15 protein-coding genes and 1 pseudogene are annotated in these 17,037 nt (G+C 62.5%); 8 read left to right on the forward strand and 8 right to left on the reverse strand.

The annotated features are described in order from the left end of the window. Window positions 1-3: 3 nt before the first annotated feature. The 7 genes from ACFVJ3_RS26125 to ACFVJ3_RS26155 all read left to right on the forward strand — a co-directional run bounded on the left by ACFVJ3_RS26125 (window position 4) and on the right by ACFVJ3_RS26155 (window position 6,735). On the forward strand, window positions 4-1,419 hold the full coding sequence (locus ACFVJ3_RS26125; protein ID WP_378454809.1) for an MFS transporter: 1,416 nt from the start codon (window positions 4-6) through the stop codon (window positions 1,417-1,419). A 79-nt stretch (window positions 1,420-1,498) separates the two neighbouring features. Then, the gene (locus ACFVJ3_RS26130) at window positions 1,499-2,266 is read left to right on the forward strand and encodes an SDR family NAD(P)-dependent oxidoreductase (protein WP_378454810.1); all 768 of its coding nucleotides are present in this window, start codon (window positions 1,499-1,501) and stop codon (window positions 2,264-2,266) included. A 562-nt stretch (window positions 2,267-2,828) separates the two neighbouring features. Then, entirely contained in the window at window positions 2,829-3,539 is a 711-nt protein-coding gene (locus tag ACFVJ3_RS26135; protein ID WP_378454811.1) for a hypothetical protein, read from the forward strand. Window positions 3,540-3,756: 217 nt separating this feature from the next. Continuing rightward, window positions 3,757-5,241 (forward strand): aldehyde dehydrogenase family protein, encoded by a 1,485-nt coding sequence (locus tag ACFVJ3_RS26140; protein ID WP_378454812.1) that lies wholly within the window; start codon window positions 3,757-3,759, stop codon window positions 5,239-5,241. Continuing rightward, entirely contained in the window at window positions 5,238-5,723 is a 486-nt protein-coding gene (locus tag ACFVJ3_RS26145; protein WP_378454813.1) for a nuclear transport factor 2 family protein, read from the forward strand. Before ACFVJ3_RS26140 ends, ACFVJ3_RS26145 begins: the two co-directional genes overlap by 4 nt. Window positions 5,724-5,779: 56 nt before the next feature. Further along, window positions 5,780-6,253: a nuclear transport factor 2 family protein gene (locus ACFVJ3_RS26150; RefSeq protein WP_378454814.1), complete on the forward strand. Its 474-nt coding sequence runs from the start codon at window positions 5,780-5,782 to the stop codon at window positions 6,251-6,253. A 41-nt stretch (window positions 6,254-6,294) separates the two neighbouring features. Continuing rightward, a complete protein-coding gene (locus tag ACFVJ3_RS26155; RefSeq protein ID WP_378454815.1) occupies window positions 6,295-6,735 on the forward strand; it encodes a nuclear transport factor 2 family protein in 441 nt (146 codons plus the stop codon). A gap of 1,249 nt (window positions 6,736-7,984) precedes the next feature. Here the strand turns inward: ACFVJ3_RS26155 and ACFVJ3_RS26160 are convergent. The 7 genes and pseudogenes from ACFVJ3_RS26160 to ACFVJ3_RS26190 form a co-directional block, all read right to left on the reverse strand. Next, window positions 7,985-8,830 carry an SDR family NAD(P)-dependent oxidoreductase gene (locus ACFVJ3_RS26160; protein ID WP_378454816.1) on the reverse strand — a complete coding sequence of 282 codons (846 nt, stop codon included), beginning with the start codon at window positions 8,828-8,830 and terminating at the stop codon, window positions 7,985-7,987. A 907-nt stretch (window positions 8,831-9,737) separates the two neighbouring features. After that, the gene (locus ACFVJ3_RS26165) at window positions 9,738-10,574 is read right to left on the reverse strand and encodes a mycofactocin-coupled SDR family oxidoreductase (RefSeq protein ID WP_378454817.1); all 837 of its coding nucleotides are present in this window, start codon (window positions 10,572-10,574) and stop codon (window positions 9,738-9,740) included. Window positions 10,575-10,644: 70 nt separating this feature from the next. Continuing rightward, window positions 10,645-11,646 (reverse strand): ABC transporter permease, encoded by a 1,002-nt coding sequence (locus ACFVJ3_RS26170; protein WP_378454818.1) that lies wholly within the window; start codon window positions 11,644-11,646, stop codon window positions 10,645-10,647. Beyond that, a complete protein-coding gene (locus ACFVJ3_RS26175) occupies window positions 11,643-12,434 on the reverse strand; it encodes an ATP-binding cassette domain-containing protein (RefSeq protein ID WP_378454870.1) in 792 nt (263 codons plus the stop codon). Before ACFVJ3_RS26175 ends, ACFVJ3_RS26170 begins: the two co-directional genes overlap by 4 nt. Before the next feature lie 228 nt (window positions 12,435-12,662). Continuing rightward, window positions 12,663-13,340: pseudogene (locus tag ACFVJ3_RS26180) on the reverse strand (ATP-binding cassette domain-containing protein); the annotation flags it as partial. Next, entirely contained in the window at window positions 13,226-14,296 is a 1,071-nt protein-coding gene (locus ACFVJ3_RS26185; RefSeq protein ID WP_378454819.1) for a sugar ABC transporter substrate-binding protein, read from the reverse strand. The gene ACFVJ3_RS26185 and the pseudogene ACFVJ3_RS26180, both read right to left, overlap by 115 nt. A gap of 456 nt (window positions 14,297-14,752) precedes the next feature. Next, window positions 14,753-15,655 carry a 3,4-dihydroxy-2-butanone-4-phosphate synthase gene (locus tag ACFVJ3_RS26190; RefSeq protein WP_378454871.1) on the reverse strand — a complete coding sequence of 301 codons (903 nt, stop codon included), beginning with the start codon at window positions 15,653-15,655 and terminating at the stop codon, window positions 14,753-14,755. Here ACFVJ3_RS26190 and ACFVJ3_RS26195 point away from each other — a divergent pair. Next, a complete protein-coding gene (locus ACFVJ3_RS26195) occupies window positions 15,539-15,838 on the forward strand; it encodes a hypothetical protein (protein WP_378454872.1) in 300 nt (99 codons plus the stop codon). The genes ACFVJ3_RS26190 and ACFVJ3_RS26195 overlap by 117 nt on opposite strands. Window positions 15,839-15,848: 10 nt before the next feature. On the opposite strand, the gene ACFVJ3_RS26200 is transcribed toward ACFVJ3_RS26195, so the two are convergent. Next, the gene (locus ACFVJ3_RS26200) at window positions 15,849-17,018 is read right to left on the reverse strand and encodes an LLM class flavin-dependent oxidoreductase (protein ID WP_378454820.1); all 1,170 of its coding nucleotides are present in this window, start codon (window positions 17,016-17,018) and stop codon (window positions 15,849-15,851) included. Between the last annotated feature and the right edge of the window lie 19 nt (window positions 17,019-17,037).

Genomic DNA, 17,037 nt, shown 5'->3' on the forward strand with positions numbered 1-17,037 from the left:
AGGATGGAAAGGAAGATTGTGGCTAATCGAATCGACCGACAGACACCCGTTTCGGAGGAACTCGCGAAGGGGCATCGTCGGGCCGCGTGGGTCGTTATTCTCTGTCTCCTCATCGGTGCATGGGACGGCTACGACATGGTCGTCCACGGCGCCGTCACACCGGCGCTCCTTGATTACGAACCGTGGGCGCTTTCTGCAACGCAAGTCGGCACCATGGCGAGCCTTGCTCTTGCCGGCATGCTGGTCGGTGCCCTCGGTAGCGGCGTGTTGTCGGATATGTTCGGCCGGAAAAGGCTGCTCATCGGGTCGGTGATCTGGTTCTCGGCGTCGATGGCACTCTGCGCTATGGCGCCGAGTCCGGAGGTGTTCATGCTTCTCCGGTTCCTCGGCGGCCTCGCGCTCGGCGGCGTCCTCCCTGCGGCGATCGCACTGGTGGCCGAGTTCGCTCCTCGCCACCGCCGCCAATTCTTCAACGGCGTGATGAACATCGGGTACTCCTTCGGCGGCATCGCCGCCAGCCTGCTCGCGGTCTGGTTTCTTGCCGACTACGGGTTCAGGCTGATGTTCTGGATCGGCTTCCTCCCGGTGTTTGTCCTTGTTCCGGTGCTGATGAAGTGGTTGCCGGAATCGGCGGACTACCTGATTCTGAGAGGTCGCTTCGAGGAGGCGCGTGCAACCTGTACCAAGTACGGGATGCCCTGGCCGCCTGACGAAGTAGGCAAGGCTGCGGGTGAGGGCAAGCCCGTGAATCCGCTGCGTACCCTCTGCAAGCGCGAGCACATTGTCGTCATCGTCCCGCTGGTCGCCACCTTCTTTGTCGGTTTGATGCTGACATACGGACTCAACTCCTGGTTGCCGCAGATTATGAGGCAAGCGGGGTACCCGCTGACTTCGGCGCTGGTATCGCTGATGGTTCTGAGCATGGGGGCGATTGTCGGCATCATGACGCTCTCCGTTCTCTCCGACCGTTTCGGGCCTCGTCCGGTGGTCTGTTGGGCGTTCGGCGTTGCCGTTCTGTCCTTGTACATCTTGAGCTTCAGCCCGCCGACGCCGGTCTTCTTCGCTGCGTTGTTCCTCGCCGGAATCGGCGCGAACGGGACCACCGTGGTTTTGTACGGATATACGGCTGCGCTGTTCCCGAGTGCAACTCGCGGGACTGTGCTCGGTCTCGGCATGGGCATCGGCCGCGTTGGCGCGATCCTCGGACCGCAGGTCGGTGGCTTCGTGCTCGCCATGGGTGCGCCGGTGGAATGGAATTTCTACGCGTTCATGATTCCCGCGGCGCTCGGCCCGCTGATCGTCCTGCTCGTCCCACGCGTGGCTCCGTCAAAGGCCCGCAGTAAGGCGTACCCCGGCACATCCACACTTCCTTCCGAGGCCGCGGCCGCAGGACGTGCCGAGGAAGAAGCCGCGCGATAGCGGCCGAGCAGCCCGGCGCATCATGCACGACATACAGATACGAAACACACCTGAATTATTGGTACGGAGGCAGGATTCAATGAGGCTCGAGAATCGCATCGCACTGGTCACCGCCGGAGGTTCCGGTATGGGTCGCGCGGCCTGTGTGCGCTTCGCCGCAGAGGGCGCGCATGTCATCGTCACCGACCTCGACGCAGACGCGGCCAAGGGAACCGTGTCGCAGATCGAAGCGGCTGACGGCTCGGCTGAAGCGCATCAGCTCGACGTTGCTGAAAAGGCGGCCGTCACCAGCCTGATCGAGCAGGTTCGCGCCACCCACGGCGTGCTCCACGTCCTCTACAACCACGCCGGCATCCCCGGCGCCTCCGGACTCGACATCTCGGAGGACCAGTTCAATCTGGCCGTCGACGTCAACATCAAGGGCGCGTTCTTCCTGACGGCCGCGTGCCAAGACCTGCTCGAGGCCGCCGGCGGTAAGGGCTCTGTCATCTTCACGGCCTCGGTCTCGGGCATCGTCGGTTCGCCGCTGAGCCCGCTCTACTCGATGACCAAGGGCGGCATCGTGCTGCTCATGAAGTCACTGGCGTTGAAGTTCGGCCCGCTCGGCATCCGCGTCAACGCGATCTGCCCCGGCCCGATCGCGACTCCGATGCTCCCGCAGTTCTTCGGACGCGATACCGGCGCCGACGTGTCCGACGTCGTCGACAGCTTCACTGTCAACGTACCGCTCGGCCGGCAGGGCCAACCCGAGGAGATCGCGGCTGCCGCGGCGTTCCTCGCGAGCGACGACGCGAGTTTCGTCAACGGAGTTCCGCTGCCCGTGGACGGCGGCTACCTGGCGCGCTAACAGCGAGGCGGCGGTCGCCGGATCGACGACGGAGCCTATAGCCCTCCCCGCATTGACCCGCGCGGCGCGATGCGCGGCAAGCATCTAATGGTGCTGGTGACGAGATGACGATGGTCGCAGCCAGTAATGCGCCATGAATGGTCGAATGGACGGAGCGGGGCTGTTACGAGGTCGTGCCCAGATCCCACCGAATTCCATTGCAGATGTCAGGCGATGGCCTCAGGGCATTGGATGTGTACGCCTCGGTGACGGCGGGATGATCCGCGGTGGACGGATGTGCGCGCCCACGCGGCAGTTGTCCGGGGAGAGCGGCGAGCGAACGTCGCTCGTCGGCCTGCACGGCGATAAACGCGACGAACTGAGAATGGCGAACCTGGATATCGCCCGACACCCGTAATGCACTGGTCGACAGCGTGGTCCGAATCGAACTGAGCGTTCGGGAGGCCGGGTTGTGCCCAGCGAGCAGGCTGAACTGACTTCAATACAGGCGCCCGTCTGTCGCAGGAGCTTGGAGTCCTAGGTGACATCGGCGGCTGCCTTGTCAGCCGGAAAGAGACGACCCATGAGTACTGAGTTTCCCTACCTCTTCTCACCCTTCGAGGTTGGTGGGATCACCCTGAAGAATCGCCTGGTGGCACTGCCCGCTGGGACGAGTATGGCTGAGGGTGGAGTTCCCACCCACCGTGATACCGAACATTTCGAGCGCCTTGCTGCAGGTGGCGTTGGGCTGATCATCGGCGGCGCTACCATTGTGCATCGAACCACCGCGTTGCGTTCGCGAAAGCTTATCGAGGCATACTTGGACGAGTTCGTGCCCGCGGCGGAGGCAAAAGTTGCGGTCGTTCATCGGCACGGTGCCCGCTTCGTGGGTCAATTGTGCCACCTCGGAAGGGAGTTCATCGGCGGAGAATCGGATGCGCCGCCGTCCGCGCCATCGCCGATCAAGACGGTGCGGGATGCGTATCCACCCCATGAACTCACTGTCGCGGAGATCGACGACATTATCGAGGGTTGGCGAATCTCGACGCAGAATTTGGTCAAGGCAGGCGCCGACGGTGTCGAACTTCATGCGGCACACGGTTACCTGCCGGCTCAGTTCATGTCTCCGCTGTCCAATCAGCGAACCGACAGCTTCGGCGGCTCGTTCGCCAATCGAATGCGATTCCCGCAGTTGGTGCTCGAGGCGATGCGGTCGATGATACCTGCCGACTTTGTCCTGGGTGTACGGCTCAGTGGCGAAGAAGAGATTCCAGGAGGCCGTGCAAACAAATGATCACAGAGTAGCCAATGGGGTACGAGTGCAGCGACTGGACTGCGCCGTGGCAACTGGCTTGTCCCAAAGAATCTCGGGCCGGAATTAGGCATGGGCTGCGGTGTAGCCAGCTGCATGAGCAGCGCCTGCTTGTGACCTTTGACACATATGGTGTGCCAACCTAAACTGAAGTCAGTTCGAATGCCAGTCTTCATCGGAGTGAGGCGAGGAAACGTTCATGAATGAGTACCCCATCTCCAAGGCGGCCAGGCAAAGCCTGGCGCGTGACGTCTTCGGCCACGTCGTAGACGGGAGGGTTGTTCCTTCCCTCGACGGGAAGACTATGGACGTCATAGATCCCGCGCGGGGAGAGGTCGTCGCACGTGCGGCCCGCGGGGACCAGGCAGATGTAGATCGCGTGGTGACCTCGTCTCGGCAAGCCTTCGACGACGGCCGCTGGCGCCTTCTTGACCCGCTTGAAAAGGAGCGGCGGCTGCGCAGGATGGGCAAGCTACTTCTGGACCGCCGTGAGGAGGTCGCCGAACTCGATGTCATCGATGCCGGACTGCTGCGGTGGTACGTCGACTTCACGGTCGATTTCGCCGCAAATGGGATCGAGTACTATTCCGGTTGGCCAACCAAGATTCACGGCAGCATTCCGCCCACGCCGCCGAGTTTCTCTGTGCGACAGGAACGTCTACCGATCGGCGTAATTGGGTTGATCACTCCGTGGAACGGGCCGATCAGTGTGTTCGGCTCCGTGGCGGCGGCCTTGGCGACGGGTAACACCGTGATCCTCAAACCAGCCGAACAGACGCCGATGACCGCTGTTCTCATGGGTGAGATCGCCGCCGAGGCAGGCATTCCGGCCGGTGTGTTCAATGTCTTGCAGGGCCGTGGTGCCACTGTGGGCGCTGCGCTCGTGGAGCATCCGGGTGTGGACGCCATCTCCTTCACTGGCTCGGTCCCGACCGGCAGTGCCATTCAGGCCGCGGCCGCCAAGCGGGTGAAGCGGGTTTCACTGGAACTGGGTGGCAAGAGCGCGTTCATCGTGTTCCCTGATGCCGACATCGCCGCAGCTGCAGCTGCTGCCCAGACGGCAGTTTGGGGCGCATCCGGCCAGGTCTGTACTGCCGGATCACGAGTATTGGTACATCGCTCGATCCAGGACGAGTTCACCGCGGCGGTTCTCGCGGGCACGCAGGGAATGAAGATCGGTTCCGGCTTCGACCCAGCGACGCAACTCGGTCCCTTGGTCTCCGCCGAACAACTCGACAGGGTGAGCTCATACGTCGACATCGGCAAGAACGAAGGTGCCACCCTTGCCAGCGGAGGGTCTCGCCTCGACATGCCCGGATACTTCCATGAGCCAACCGTTTTCACCGGAGTAACCAACGACATGCGCATCGCGCAGGAGGAGATCTTCGGCCCGGTGATGGCGGTGTTGTCCTTCGATGACGAGGCAGAAGCAATCAGGATCGCCAACGACACGAACTACGGTCTCGCCGCGGGAGTGTGGACCAGTGACCTCGATACCTCCCAGCGGGTGTCGGCGGGGCTCAACGCGGGCACGGTGTGGATCAACAGCTATCAGATGGTTTACCCCGGCGTGTCCTTTGGCGGCGTCAAGCTCTCCGGGCACGGACGCAATCTCGGCGAAGCCTCGATCGGCGAGCTAACCCAGGTCAAGAGCGTGTGGACGAAAGTCGGTGAGACACGATGACCACCACAGGGAAATGGACCGTCGGCTACGACCGGATCGCGATCGAAGAAGTTTTGTACCGCTACGCGTCGAGTGTCGATTCGGCGCAGATGCATCAGCTGCACGATGTCCTGCATCCTGATCTTCAGGCGCAGTACGGCAACGGGGAGCCCGTCGAAGGCGCGGACGCCGTCATCACTTGGATGACCGACTTCACGAAGACATGTGAATGGCAGCACCACATGCTGAACGTCTATCACATCGACATCGAGGGCGATAAGGCGACGGCGCTCGTTTACCACAATTCCTTCGAGAAGTTCGCCGGCGACGACGACGTCTGCTTCTTGGTCGCTCGCTACCACAACGAGCTGGTGCGCCACGAGGGCACCTGGAAGATTTCCAAGCTTGTATTCGAAATCGTCTGGGGTGAAAAGCGCCCGGCCAAAAATGAATACATTGCCGCCGTCGGTGGCCGTGGTCCGAAGATCCCCGGCTGGCCGTGAAGATTCGGCGAGCGCACTTCCTCCCTTCACGAAATACCTTTTGAGGAATAGAATTCATGACAATCGACGAACTGCTCGACATCGAATCCATCAAACATCTCCGAACCCTCGGATCGGCCTACCTCGACGGGGGCCGTTTGGATGAGCTGGTGGAGCTGTATCACCCCGACGCGGTGTGTGATTTCGGTCCATATGGGAGTTGGACGGATCGGACTGAGTTCAAACAGAATTTCGCCGAGGCCGAAAGCCCCTTCTACGCCAGTGGGTACTTCTCCAACCTGCACGTCGTGGTCAACCACGTCGTCGAGCTCACCGGGACGGACACCGCGACGGGGCTTGTCTATCTTCTCGACTTCGTCACCGGTGATCAGATCCGCGAAGGGGGCAACCCACTCTACTGGCTCGGCGTCTACGAGGAGTCCTACAGCCGCACCGATGACGGTTGGAAGATCGTGCGCCAGAATCTGAACTTCATTTGGCCCGAACGCATGCTTGGTGAGGGCTTCCTGGCCCGTCAAGCCGGCGAGTGATTTGTCGCCCGAAAACTCACAGACCTATCGAGGAGAAGTGCATGACCATTCCCACCGTCAGGCCGCAGCAAACCGCGGACATCGAAGAAATCCGTATGCTCTCTGCGCGTTACGCACGGGGGCTCGACCAGTTCAACATGGAGGCGCTGATGGAGCCATATGCCGATGATGCCGTGTTCGACGCCGGACCGATGGGACTAAAGAGCTACTCGGGTCGCGCGGCGATCCAGGAGTTCTTCGCCCATAACCAGGAAGTCATGGCAGACCAGATGCACCTGTTGAGCAACTTCGTCATCGAGTTCAGCGGTTCCGACGAGGCTTACGGGAGCAACTACCTCCTCCAGGACGGACACAACAAAGATGGTGCGACCGTTCGGTGCTTTTGCCTCAACGACGATACTTACAGGCGCACTGCGGACGGTTGGCGTATCGCCTCGCGACGCATTAGTCCACTGATGCCACCACAGCTCGATTCATACTGAACACCCCGAGGTTCATGGAGACCCGACGTTCTACTGGGTAGAGACTCCGGACAGACCGATCGTGTCATGAGGTTGGTCGGCAGGGGTGAGGCGGACGCGGATCCACCGAAAATAGGTAAGGCGTAGGTGCGAAGATTCGGACCTCTGAGTGCCTCGTGCCGTGAATGCGCGGTAGACCGCCCCGGCGCGGTTCACTGAGCCAGGTACGAGGGACCAGATTCAGCTCATTGGGACCGCACAACCGGGCCGGGCAAGGTCATCGACCTGATCCTGCCGCTGGAACAGGCGGCCGAGGGCGCTAAGGCGACTGATGAGCGCCACGCCATCAAGGTCAGCTGACGCTCTGAAACGAAGGTCAGGAAGCGAGCCCACCTTCTCGAACTCCAGCACACGATGGGAATGGTGACTCGCTTCGAGGCCGGGGTCGTTGGTCGGGAGACGTGGTCCAACGAGGTGCCGGGAGAGGTGGCAATGCCGGTTGTGTTGCGGCGCAGCCAAGCGCAGCCCCGGCCTACGACGGGTATCAGCTGGCAGGGGCGCTACACGGTCAACGTGCACGTAGTGACGAGCGCCGCATCGATGGTGGCGGCCGGGGCAGGGGGTCCGGTGACCCGTTCCCGGCGTCGCGCTATCGGTACCGACAGGGCGGGTGTGCCACTGTGCTCACGCCGTCTGCTTGCTATCAACTGGGGTGCTCGGCCGCTCCCACCGAGACCACGCTCACGGTGGGAGCGAGACTCCGCAGAACCGGGAACCGGAACCAGTTCCTCGAGATTGTGTCTCTTGGGCGCACTGGATCTGGGCTGCGACATGAGGACGAGACGGCCCGGTCGGGAACCGCGAACGCCAGCGCCGCTTGCTCACGTGAGCAACCCACGCGCGCGCAGGCCCGCCCGGAACCGACTCGCGATGGCCTTCGCGATCACGTCCATTGGTGCACGGCTCCTCCCGTTTCGGCCACGACCGCTGGGACGGGACCGGCCCGACACGTCACGTGGATCGGGGAGCCCCCCCAACTCGGCGATCTGGGAGGGCGAACCTGCCATTTCGCGAATTTCGCGTGTCTCAAGTTGACGTCACCACGCCCATTCGGAAATTCTGAACAGAGAAGTCGCCAAACCCGCCGACGACGATGCGAACCCCACTGCTCGGCGGGGCACTTTCACCGATCAGAGGTCGGAGTGCTTTCGCGGGGTGTCCGGATGTCCTGTCGCCTCGCGTCTTCGGCGGGTGTCCAAGGCGCTGATCCTCACGTGGTTCCGGCGACGAGGCCGGATGCACGACCCTCGGTGACCATCGGGGAGTGCTCGGTGAAGCCCCCGTCGACTCGGATGACCTGCCCTGTGATGTACCGCGCGGCATTGGAGTGCAGGAACGCGACGACCCGGGCGATGTCCTCGGGCTGACCGACGTGAAGGGTGTCGCAGTGGCGCGTGTACTGGGTAATCAACTCGTCCCCGAGTTGGAGGCCGGGGGAGCTCAGTATGAGTCCGGGCGCCACGGCGTTGCACCGGATTCCCTGCTTGCCATGCTGTGCGGAGACAGCGCGCACGAGCTGGTTGACGCCCGCCTTTGCGACGCTATAGGTGGTCAAGTTGAGCTCGCCCATTTCGCCGGAGATCGACGACGTGCAGGTGATGCTGCCGCCGCCGGTGTTCACCATTGCCGGGATCGCGTGCTTGCAGCCGAGCATCGGGCCCAGGAGCAGTGTTTCGACCTGGGCATGGAAGGTGTCCACCACGAATTCCGTGATGGGGGGGTCACCGGGCTCCCATGGGATTCTCAGGTCGGCGGCGTTGTTGTGCAGAATGTCGAGTCGTCCGAACTCGTCCACCGCGGTCGCAATCATCCGCTGGACCTGTTCCTCGACGCGGACGTCGGTCTCGACGGCGATCGCGTCGCCACCGTCGGCCCTGATCTGCTTCGCCCGTTGCTCGGCAACCTCGCCGTTGATGTCCGCGAGTACGACCTTGGCGCCGAGTTGCGCAAGCAGACTCGCGGTCGATGCGCCTTGGCCGACGCGGTAAGGATCGTCGTCGCCATGGAAGGACGCTGCGCCGGTGACGATGGCGACCTTGCCGGTGAGATCGATCATGCCGGCTGTCCCTCGACTGGTGCGGGCCTAGGACTGGGACGGTCCGCCGGCATCGCCGCGATGGACGCGAGGGTGAGATCCTTCCAAGGGGCCACAATCGGCTCGATTCGGGTATTTGGATTGCTGGTCATTCTCGCTCCATTTCCTCATGCGCCACGGGAGGCGGCTGTCTCGCGAAGTAAATTCCGTCTGCGACTGCGACGTAAACTGAACTCAGTTAAGTAAACTCTGTTTCTGTCGGCCGTGCAACCGAAATCAACTGAGATGGAATGACTTCGGCATCACCACGTGAGTGGGGCGACAGCACGGTGCCAGCCTCGGGGGCATCGGTCGGCGATGATCGTGTCGTGAAGACAGGGCAAGACATGGCCTCCGGATATCGGCGGTCGCCGGGTGCTGGGATTGAGGCGGAGTTGGCGCCGACAACCCCCGGGCAGGTGGAGCGGTCCGTCGATCCGGTCCGAGTGCGCGATATCGATCAATGCGGGTGTGCGGTGCGTGATGTCGGAGTCGACGGAATGGGTGCGGTGGGGTTGGTGAAGTACGGGTGATGGCGCCGTACCGGTGGCGGGTGAGAGGAGATCGCGGGTTTCGCGGGCGGCGGCCGCTACCGTCCGGATGGGGAGAGTGTCACCTCAGAGATGCTCGTCGTTGTGGGATAATCCGGAACGGAGGTAATCCGAATCAGTCTGCCGTGCCGAATATCTCATGCCGCGGCTCCCGATCACCGCGCACCGAGGGTGGGCCTGGGGTTCGCGCCGATGTGTTGCTCCCTTCGGTCAAGCGCACGATCTGTTCAGCACGTTCGGCCGGGTGGTCGCCGCGGCGGCACCGCCAATCCCGTCCGTCCTTCTTGTGAATCCGCACCCTGATGGGCGCCGCGAACGATATGACGGTGATGGATTGGTTATGCCGCACCATTGGCGTTCTGGCCGGCCGCAACGGAGAGGGTCTCGCCGGTCATGTGTTTCGCACCGTCGGAGACCAGGAACATCAGTGCGTCCGTGATTGCATGAGGGGGAATCCATGGAACTCCCTGGGGCTGATACCGGCGGAATTCCTCGGCGACGTCGTCGATTGTCGGGGAGGCGAGGTCGGGTCGGAACAGCCCGTACATCGTGCTGTTGTGGATGATCGGTGTGTCGACGCAGCAGGGACAGATGACGTTCACGGTGGTCCCGGTGGTCGCCACCTCGAGGGCGACGGTCTTTGCCAGCCCGATGACCGCCCACTTCGAGGCCGAGTAGTGACTGAATTGCGGGTAGCCGCCTTTGCCCGCCATCGACGATGTGATGATCACCCGTCCCCAGGTCTGATTCAGCAGATGCGGAAGGCCCGCGTGCAGCACGTTGAAGACGCCGTTGAGGTTGATGTCGATGACCACGTCCCAGTCGGCGGGATCCATGTGGCGAAATTCGCTGATCGCCATGACGCCGTGATTGATCGCGAGAATATCTAGCGATCCAAAGGTGTCGACGATCCGCTCGACTGCATCGCTGATGGCCTCCCGGTCGCGCACGTCTGCCTTGAGTGCAAGTGCTTTTCCGTCAGCCTCGTTGATGAGCCGCATGGTTTCGTCCATGTCCGCCTGCGAGGAGAGCGGGTAAGAGACATTCTTGATGTCTTCGCAGACGTCGAGGATGGCGACTGAAGCGCCGGCTTTGGCGAGGGCGAGGGCGTGCGAACGGCCCTGGCCTCGCGCTCCACCTGTTACGAGGGCAGTTTTGCCTGTTAGATCGACCATTTCCGTTCCTCTTTCTCGTGAGTAGGTTGGGGACGATTCGGCGGCAGAGATCAGGGTGTGCGGCGAGCTATTACCGCGACTTACTGCGCCTGATCTGCGCTATGGACACTGCGGCCAAGAGCACGGCGCCGTTGAACAGGCTGCTTGTCCAGATCGGCACGCCGAGCAGTTGAAGCCCCTTGGCTCCGGTTGCCAGCAGCGCGATCGCTATCAGCGTCCCAGCCACATTCGCTCGGCCGGGATGAACCTGGGTCGATCCCAGGAAGATCGCGGCAAACGCGGGAAGGAGGTAGGGGGCGCCGGCGGTCAGGGATGCGCTTCCGATCTTGGCGGCGAAGATCACACCGGCGAGTGAGGCGAGGATTGATGAAGCCACGAGCGCGCCGAAGATGTACCGTGCTGTGCGAATGCCATTGAGACGCGATGCTTCCGTGTTGCTGCCGACAGCTTGAAGTCGGCGTCCAACTGGCATCTGTTCGGTGACGTACCAGACGATTATTGCCACGACGGCCATGTAGATGACCACGACGGGAATCCCGAAGTACTGGGCCTGACCGAGCGAGAGGAATCCCTGCGGTATTCCGCCGACGATCTGGTTGCCCCCGGAGACGCCGTAGATGACGGCCTCGAGTATTGATGCCATCGCCAGGGTGGCGATGAAGGAGTTCACATTGAGTATCGCGATGGCGATCCCGTTCGCGGCTCCGACGAGGGCCCCGACAGTCAAGGTGAGCAGGGTAGCCATCGGGACGGATAGCCCGTGCGATGACTGCAGCCAGGAGACAAGAATGACGGCCAGGCCGAGGCCTTGCGCGACTGAGAGGTCGAAGGCACCCGCGCGGTACGCGACGAGCAGGCCTAGAGAGAGGATCGTCGTGATCGCCTGGTCGGCGATGAGTGTGCGGAAGGTCCGGATCGTGGGGAATGTTTCCGGTAGCAGGACGGAGAACAACACAATCAGCGCGGCGAGCAGGACGAGGCCCGAGTAGCGCTGCAGAACAATGCCGAGCAGCGGTTTCTTGTCCCCTTGCATCTGGGGGTGTGCTGCTGGTTTGGATTCAACGCTTGTCATGCCAGTACCTCGTCCTTCTCTGTGTTTTCGTGCAAGCCCAGCAACTCTTGCTCCACGACCGCGGTGGTCAGTGACGAGCCGGTGAGTGAACGCGTGCAGACCCCGTCCGCGAGAACAAGAACGCGATCACAGAGCTCGACCGCTTCTTGACCGTCCGTTGTGCACACGACGACCGCGATCCCGTCTCGGGCAGCCGCGCTCAGCAACGCGTAGAACTGTGTCTTCGTTCCCACATCGATACCCTGGGTGGGTTCATCGAGAATCAGCATCTTGGGCTTGGTTCGCAGCCATCGTGCAAGAAGGACCTTTTGCTGATTACCGCCGCTCAGGTTGATGACGAGGTTCTCCGGGTCTGATGGGCGGACTTGCATTTTCCCGATCCAGTCACCCGCGACACGGCTCTCTGCACGCCTGCTGATACGGCCCAGCCGGGTGATGTCGGCGAGCATGGGCAAAGTCAGGTTCTCGCGAACCGTTGCGTCTGGGATGACCGCACTGCGCCGCCGGTCCGTCGGCAGGAAGGCTATCCCCGCCCGAGATGCGGTGTGGGGGTTCAATCCCGAGTATGTGCTCCCGTGTACCGTGATAGATCCGTCGATCGGCTCGGTCGCGCCAACGATGAGGCTGGCCACCTCTTCCCGGCCCGAGCCCGTCAAACCGACCAGCCCGAGGACTTCGCCTGGGTAGACGTCGAAGTTCAGCGGTTTCAGTCTCGTGCCGGTCAGCCGCCGAACCGTGACGGATGGCTCCTGGCTGTTGACCGAGAGACTTGTCGGCTTGTGCGGCACGAGTGGCCGGCCGAGGATGTCCCGGATGAGACTCTCACGTGTCATGGTGGACGTCTGCGCAGTGGATACGCGGCGACCGCTGCGAAGCACCGTCACTCGATCGCAGGCGGTGAGCAGTTCTTCGAGCCGGTGAGAGACGAACAACGTGGTCACTCCGCGCTCGCGCAATCTCTGTAGGACCGCAAAGAGGCGCTGCACCTCCGTCGGTGGCAGCGCCGCGGTTGGTTCATCGAGAACTAGCAGCCGAAGTGCTGCGCTCGAGTCGTTGATCAGGGCGCGTGATATCGCAACACCGACGCGCTCTGAGGGACTCAGTTTGCTCACATCGGTGTGCGGGTCCAGCTCGTATCCCAGGGCGTGGGTGGCCTCCCTGGTCGCAGCTACTTGCCGCCGCCATCGGATGTTCCCGAATGGGCCGGTTGCGTACCCGGATCCCAATGCGAGGTTCTCCACAACCGAAAGGCCGTCCACGAGCCCGAGATCCTGGTGCACGAAGTGAATTCCGACTCGGTGCGGTGCGGAAGGGTCACCAAAGGGGAGTGGTGCTCCGAGAAAGGTGCCCTCCGCTCCCGGGTCTGGAAAATGGTAACCCGACAGGATCTTGATCAACGTGGACTTCCCGCACCCGTTCTGTCCAACCAGACCGTGTATCTCACCCACCGTCAGGCTCAGATCCGCGCCGTCGAGCGCGCGGCCGCTGTCGAAAGTCATCGACAGGCTGGAGAGCTCTAGCAAATCGTTCACTGGCTTCCCGTTCTGAAAAGGCTGAGACCTCGAATGTTCGTGGTTGGTCAGGTAACTGGTAGGTCCCACATCTTCAGGAAGAGCTCCCTGTAGTTGCGCGGGGTGATCCAGGGATCCTCGGTTGGGGCGGTGTCCTTCGTGAGGATCTGGATCCACGGCCATGCCGCTGCGGTCGTATCGTCCGGGCTGTCGGCGACCGGCGAGGGGATTGCATCGCCCTTCAGCGCGCGCACCGCGGCATCGACGTAACGCCAGCCCAGTACCTGGTTGGAGACGCCCAGCCATGCCTCATTCTGGTCTCCAGCAGTTAAGCCCGCGATGTTGTCGGCGATCGGGCTGTTGCCAATGAGTTTTACGTCGGTGAACCCTGCCGCGCGTACTGCGGGCAGTACGCCCAGCGAGAAGTCACCCGCCGTGAAGACGATGTAGTTGGTGTCGGGGTGCTGTTGCAGTGCGCTGACGACCTTGGATGGAATGGCCGTCCCGATGTCGTTGGCCGTACCGTTGATGTTGGTATTCGAGCACGTATCCGGGCACAGCTCCGCGAGCCGATCCTCGTATCCGACCTGTGGGGGGACGACAATCGGGAAATCCGGAACGTTGACGAAGATGCTGTTCACATTGCCGCCGGACTGCGTGATCGCCCAGTCTGCGAGCAACTGGCCCATGTAGCGCACCATGCTGGCCGGCTCGAAGAGGACCGTCGGTGGAGCCGGGTCGTTGTCTACGGTGCCGGTCGCCGTCTTGGGGTCGGGTTCGTAGATCGCGGAGTTGTCGATGAACGGAATGCCGAGGCGTTTCATTTCCTCACGTTGCTTGACAGTGGCGGACGGCGGGGTACCCGTGCTGAAGATCGCATCAGGATGTAGTTGCACCGCGTTGTCGAAGGCCGACTGGATGCTCTCCGGGGTGCCCTGGTAGGTCAGCGTGGTCACTGTCGCCCCGATGGCGTCGGCTGCAGCGGTCATGCCATCGCGGAACGTCGCGCAGGTCGGCAGTGCGCAGCCTACGTAGGCGAATCGGAGTCCCTGACGCGGTGCGCCACTGGTAGGTTCGGTGACTCCGACGTTCGTCGCGTCCGCCAGGTGCGTGTCGACTTCTGCTTGCGCAATCTGCACGGCGTGGGTATTGACCGAGCCGTCTCCCGCCGCGGAGGAGGATGTGGAGTCGCACGCTGTGAGTGTGAGCGCAACTCCTAGAATGACTGTGGCACATAGGACCTTCAATGTCGCCTCACTCTGAATCGAATTGGGTTCTGTTGACGAACGGGGTCTGGGCGTAACCTGGATTACAGTGCAATGCTTAGGCCGATCGAGCAGGTGCGCCCGATGGATCTGTAGATTTCGCGCCAATATGAGTGGGGCACAGTGCAGGAGCCGGGATCGACTGGTGTGCGCTCCGGCGCGCTGTCGCGGCGTTTCGGTCGTCGTCTCCGGTGTTGCCGATCGGGTTTCTGACGGTTCCTTGCATTCGTCTGGTCCTCGCGTGCTGCGCGGATGTCGCGGCGAGCGGAGTCCTCCGAGAGCCTTCGGCGTCGGACCTGCAGACGCAGTGAATGGTCCTTCCGTTGCCGGTTATCTGAGACTGTCGGGGCGGTGGTGTGCTCGCACTGAAAGGCAACCCAGACGGCGGAGGACGGCGCGGATCACGCTGTGCGGCCGATGAAGCCCGTCGATCGCACGACTGTATTCGTCCTCCGCGGTCTGGGGTAGCCCGATCACAATGCGCGGCTCGGCGCGTGGAGATCCTGCGTCGATCAACACCTGATCTGCCGGCAGCAGGTGAACAGGCACGTCCGCTCGGCCGGATACCTCACCCACGGCCACAACGAGATAGTTGTGGCCCCGGTCGGTGAATGATTCGAGGGATGTTCTTCCGCCGGGGAGGTCCACCGAGACGTGGAGGCAGGGCAATGGTGGCTTCTCGGAGTCGAGGTCACGGAGCCCGACGACAGGAAGTTGGTGCGTGCGGGCGAACTCGTGCAGGTCGTTACCTGAGGCGACGTCTGTCGGGTGGATAGTGCCGACGACGGTGGTGAGCACCGCGGCGGGTGGGAAACCGGCTGCCGCTACCAGATGTACTGCAGCCTCGGGATACCCGAATTCCGACGTGGGCAGCGCCGCGTCCGCGCGCAGGGGCACCACATGGCCTGGACGGCTGAAGGACGCGGGTGACGCGTCCGGGGACGCCAAGAGCCGGATCGTTGTTGCACGGTCCGCGGCAGAGATGCCGGTGGTGATACCAGTGGCCGCGTCGACGGTGACGCACTGTGCGGTTCCTGGAGCGGCACCCTGTTGAGCCGGAAGCAATAGGGCGTCGCATCGGTCCGATGATAAGGCGACTTGCAGGAATCCTGATGAGTGGCGGATAGCGAAAGCGGCATCAGCCGTGCTGATCCGGACCGCAGGAAAGACGATCTCACCGCTGGTCGGCGAGTCAATCCCATCGGTGAGGATGATGGCCTCCCCGCGGGACAGCTGACTGATCGCAGCCACCACTCGTTCTTCCGCGTGGATCTCAGTGAGCGTTGGTACGAGGGCGATGCGCTGCGCGAGCGGACTTTCGTCGGTGACAGTCATGGTGAGATCGTCTTCCTGGTGGTCAGGCCGGGAACTGCCCTGTCTCTCGAGCTGCTGCAGACGGCTGGTCACAGCTCGTGAGAATGGAGTGTTAGTTGACCGCTACCGGCTGATGCTGTGCCGCGTATTTCTCGGTGGCAGCGTTGATGGCCGCCATGGTCTCGGCCTTCCACTCGTTACCCCGCACCCACGCATTGTGCTCGCGGATGGGCTTGAGCTGCCCGCGGAATTCGGGAATCACGTGCTCGGCCCAGAGCGTGACGGCATTTCGCTGGCGTTCGTAGTCGGTGAAGTCGGTGAGCGTCATGATGAAACTTCCGAATCCGCCGGTCTGGTCGGCAAGTTGCCGGATCTTCTTGATTGCTGTGTCTGGGGTTCCGATCAGCACAGACCCGGACTCGATGGCCTCGTCGATCATTCCCTCGACGTCGGGCTTCTCGGAGGCCGGCAGCGGTGAGATATGTGCCAGATAGTTCCAGATCTCCTCGAACCCGTGGGTGCAGTCCTGGCGTGCCTGCTCCTCTGTCTCTGCGATGTGGGTGATCGCCGAGAGTCGCCAGTTGCGGCGCGACACCGTCCGCCCGGCCTTCGCTGCCTCGTCCTCGGCGATCTTCCAATGGCCCCGAAGGGCGCCGAAGGCGGCAGGGCTGGTGGCAGCAAGATTGATCATCCCCACACCCAGCCTCCCGGCGGTGACAGGCCCGGACGGTGAGGTGACAGCTGCGACAACTACATCCAGCTCCGGCAGACTGTAGGGGCGTACCTGCAGTTTGGCCTCGCGAAGATCGAACCACTCCGTCTTCTCCGTCACCGTCTCACCCCGGAGGAGCCGAACAATGACCTCCGCGGCCTCGAGCATCATGTCGCGCTGCTTCGTCGGGTCGATACCCAGCATGTAAGCATCGGAAAGCAGCTGTCCGGGACCGAATCCCATGATCGCGCGACCGCGAGATAGGTGGTCGAGGGTGACCAGGCGCTCTGCAAGGAGGAAGGGGTTGTGGTAGGGCAGCGAGTTGACGGCCGTTCCCAGTTTGATGGTTTTGGTGCGCTGCGCGGCCGCTGCGAGCAGCATTTCGGGCGCGCCGATCGGTTCGTGACCACCGGAGTGGTGCTCACCGAGCCACGCCTCCTGGAACCCGAGGCTGTCGGCGAGCTCGATGATCTGCAGGTCCCGCTCATAGAGAACGGTGGGGCTCACTCCGATCTTGTGGAAGGGAGCCATGAAGACACCGAACGCGGTCGGGTAGTGGGATTCGGACATACAACACCTCGGTTTCTCG

The organism is Rhodococcus sp. NPDC127593 (assembly GCF_042671975.1).
In the GTDB taxonomy this organism is placed as follows: domain Bacteria; phylum Actinomycetota; class Actinomycetes; order Mycobacteriales; family Mycobacteriaceae; genus Rhodococcus_F.

Excerpts from the sequence above, each read along its gene's own strand:
- ACFVJ3_RS26125 (WP_378454809.1), top strand. The coding sequence starts at position 4 with ATGGAAAGGAAGATTGTGGCTAATCGAATCGACCGACAGACACCCGTT.
- ACFVJ3_RS26130 (WP_378454810.1), top strand. The coding sequence starts at position 1,499 with ATGAGGCTCGAGAATCGCATCGCACTGGTCACCGCCGGAGGTTCCGGT.
- ACFVJ3_RS26135 (WP_378454811.1), top strand. The coding sequence starts at position 2,829 with ATGAGTACTGAGTTTCCCTACCTCTTCTCACCCTTCGAGGTTGGTGGG.
- ACFVJ3_RS26140 (WP_378454812.1), top strand. The coding sequence starts at position 3,757 with ATGAATGAGTACCCCATCTCCAAGGCGGCCAGGCAAAGCCTGGCGCGT.
- ACFVJ3_RS26145 (WP_378454813.1), top strand. The coding sequence starts at position 5,238 with ATGACCACCACAGGGAAATGGACCGTCGGCTACGACCGGATCGCGATC.
- ACFVJ3_RS26150 (WP_378454814.1), top strand. The coding sequence starts at position 5,780 with ATGACAATCGACGAACTGCTCGACATCGAATCCATCAAACATCTCCGA.
- ACFVJ3_RS26155 (WP_378454815.1), top strand. The coding sequence starts at position 6,295 with ATGACCATTCCCACCGTCAGGCCGCAGCAAACCGCGGACATCGAAGAA.
- ACFVJ3_RS26160 (WP_378454816.1), bottom strand. The coding sequence starts at position 8,830 with ATGATCGATCTCACCGGCAAGGTCGCCATCGTCACCGGCGCAGCGTCC.
- ACFVJ3_RS26165 (WP_378454817.1), bottom strand. The coding sequence starts at position 10,574 with ATGGTCGATCTAACAGGCAAAACTGCCCTCGTAACAGGTGGAGCGCGA.
- ACFVJ3_RS26170 (WP_378454818.1), bottom strand. The coding sequence starts at position 11,646 with ATGACAAGCGTTGAATCCAAACCAGCAGCACACCCCCAGATGCAAGGG.
- ACFVJ3_RS26200 (WP_378454820.1), bottom strand. The coding sequence starts at position 17,018 with ATGTCCGAATCCCACTACCCGACCGCGTTCGGTGTCTTCATGGCTCCC.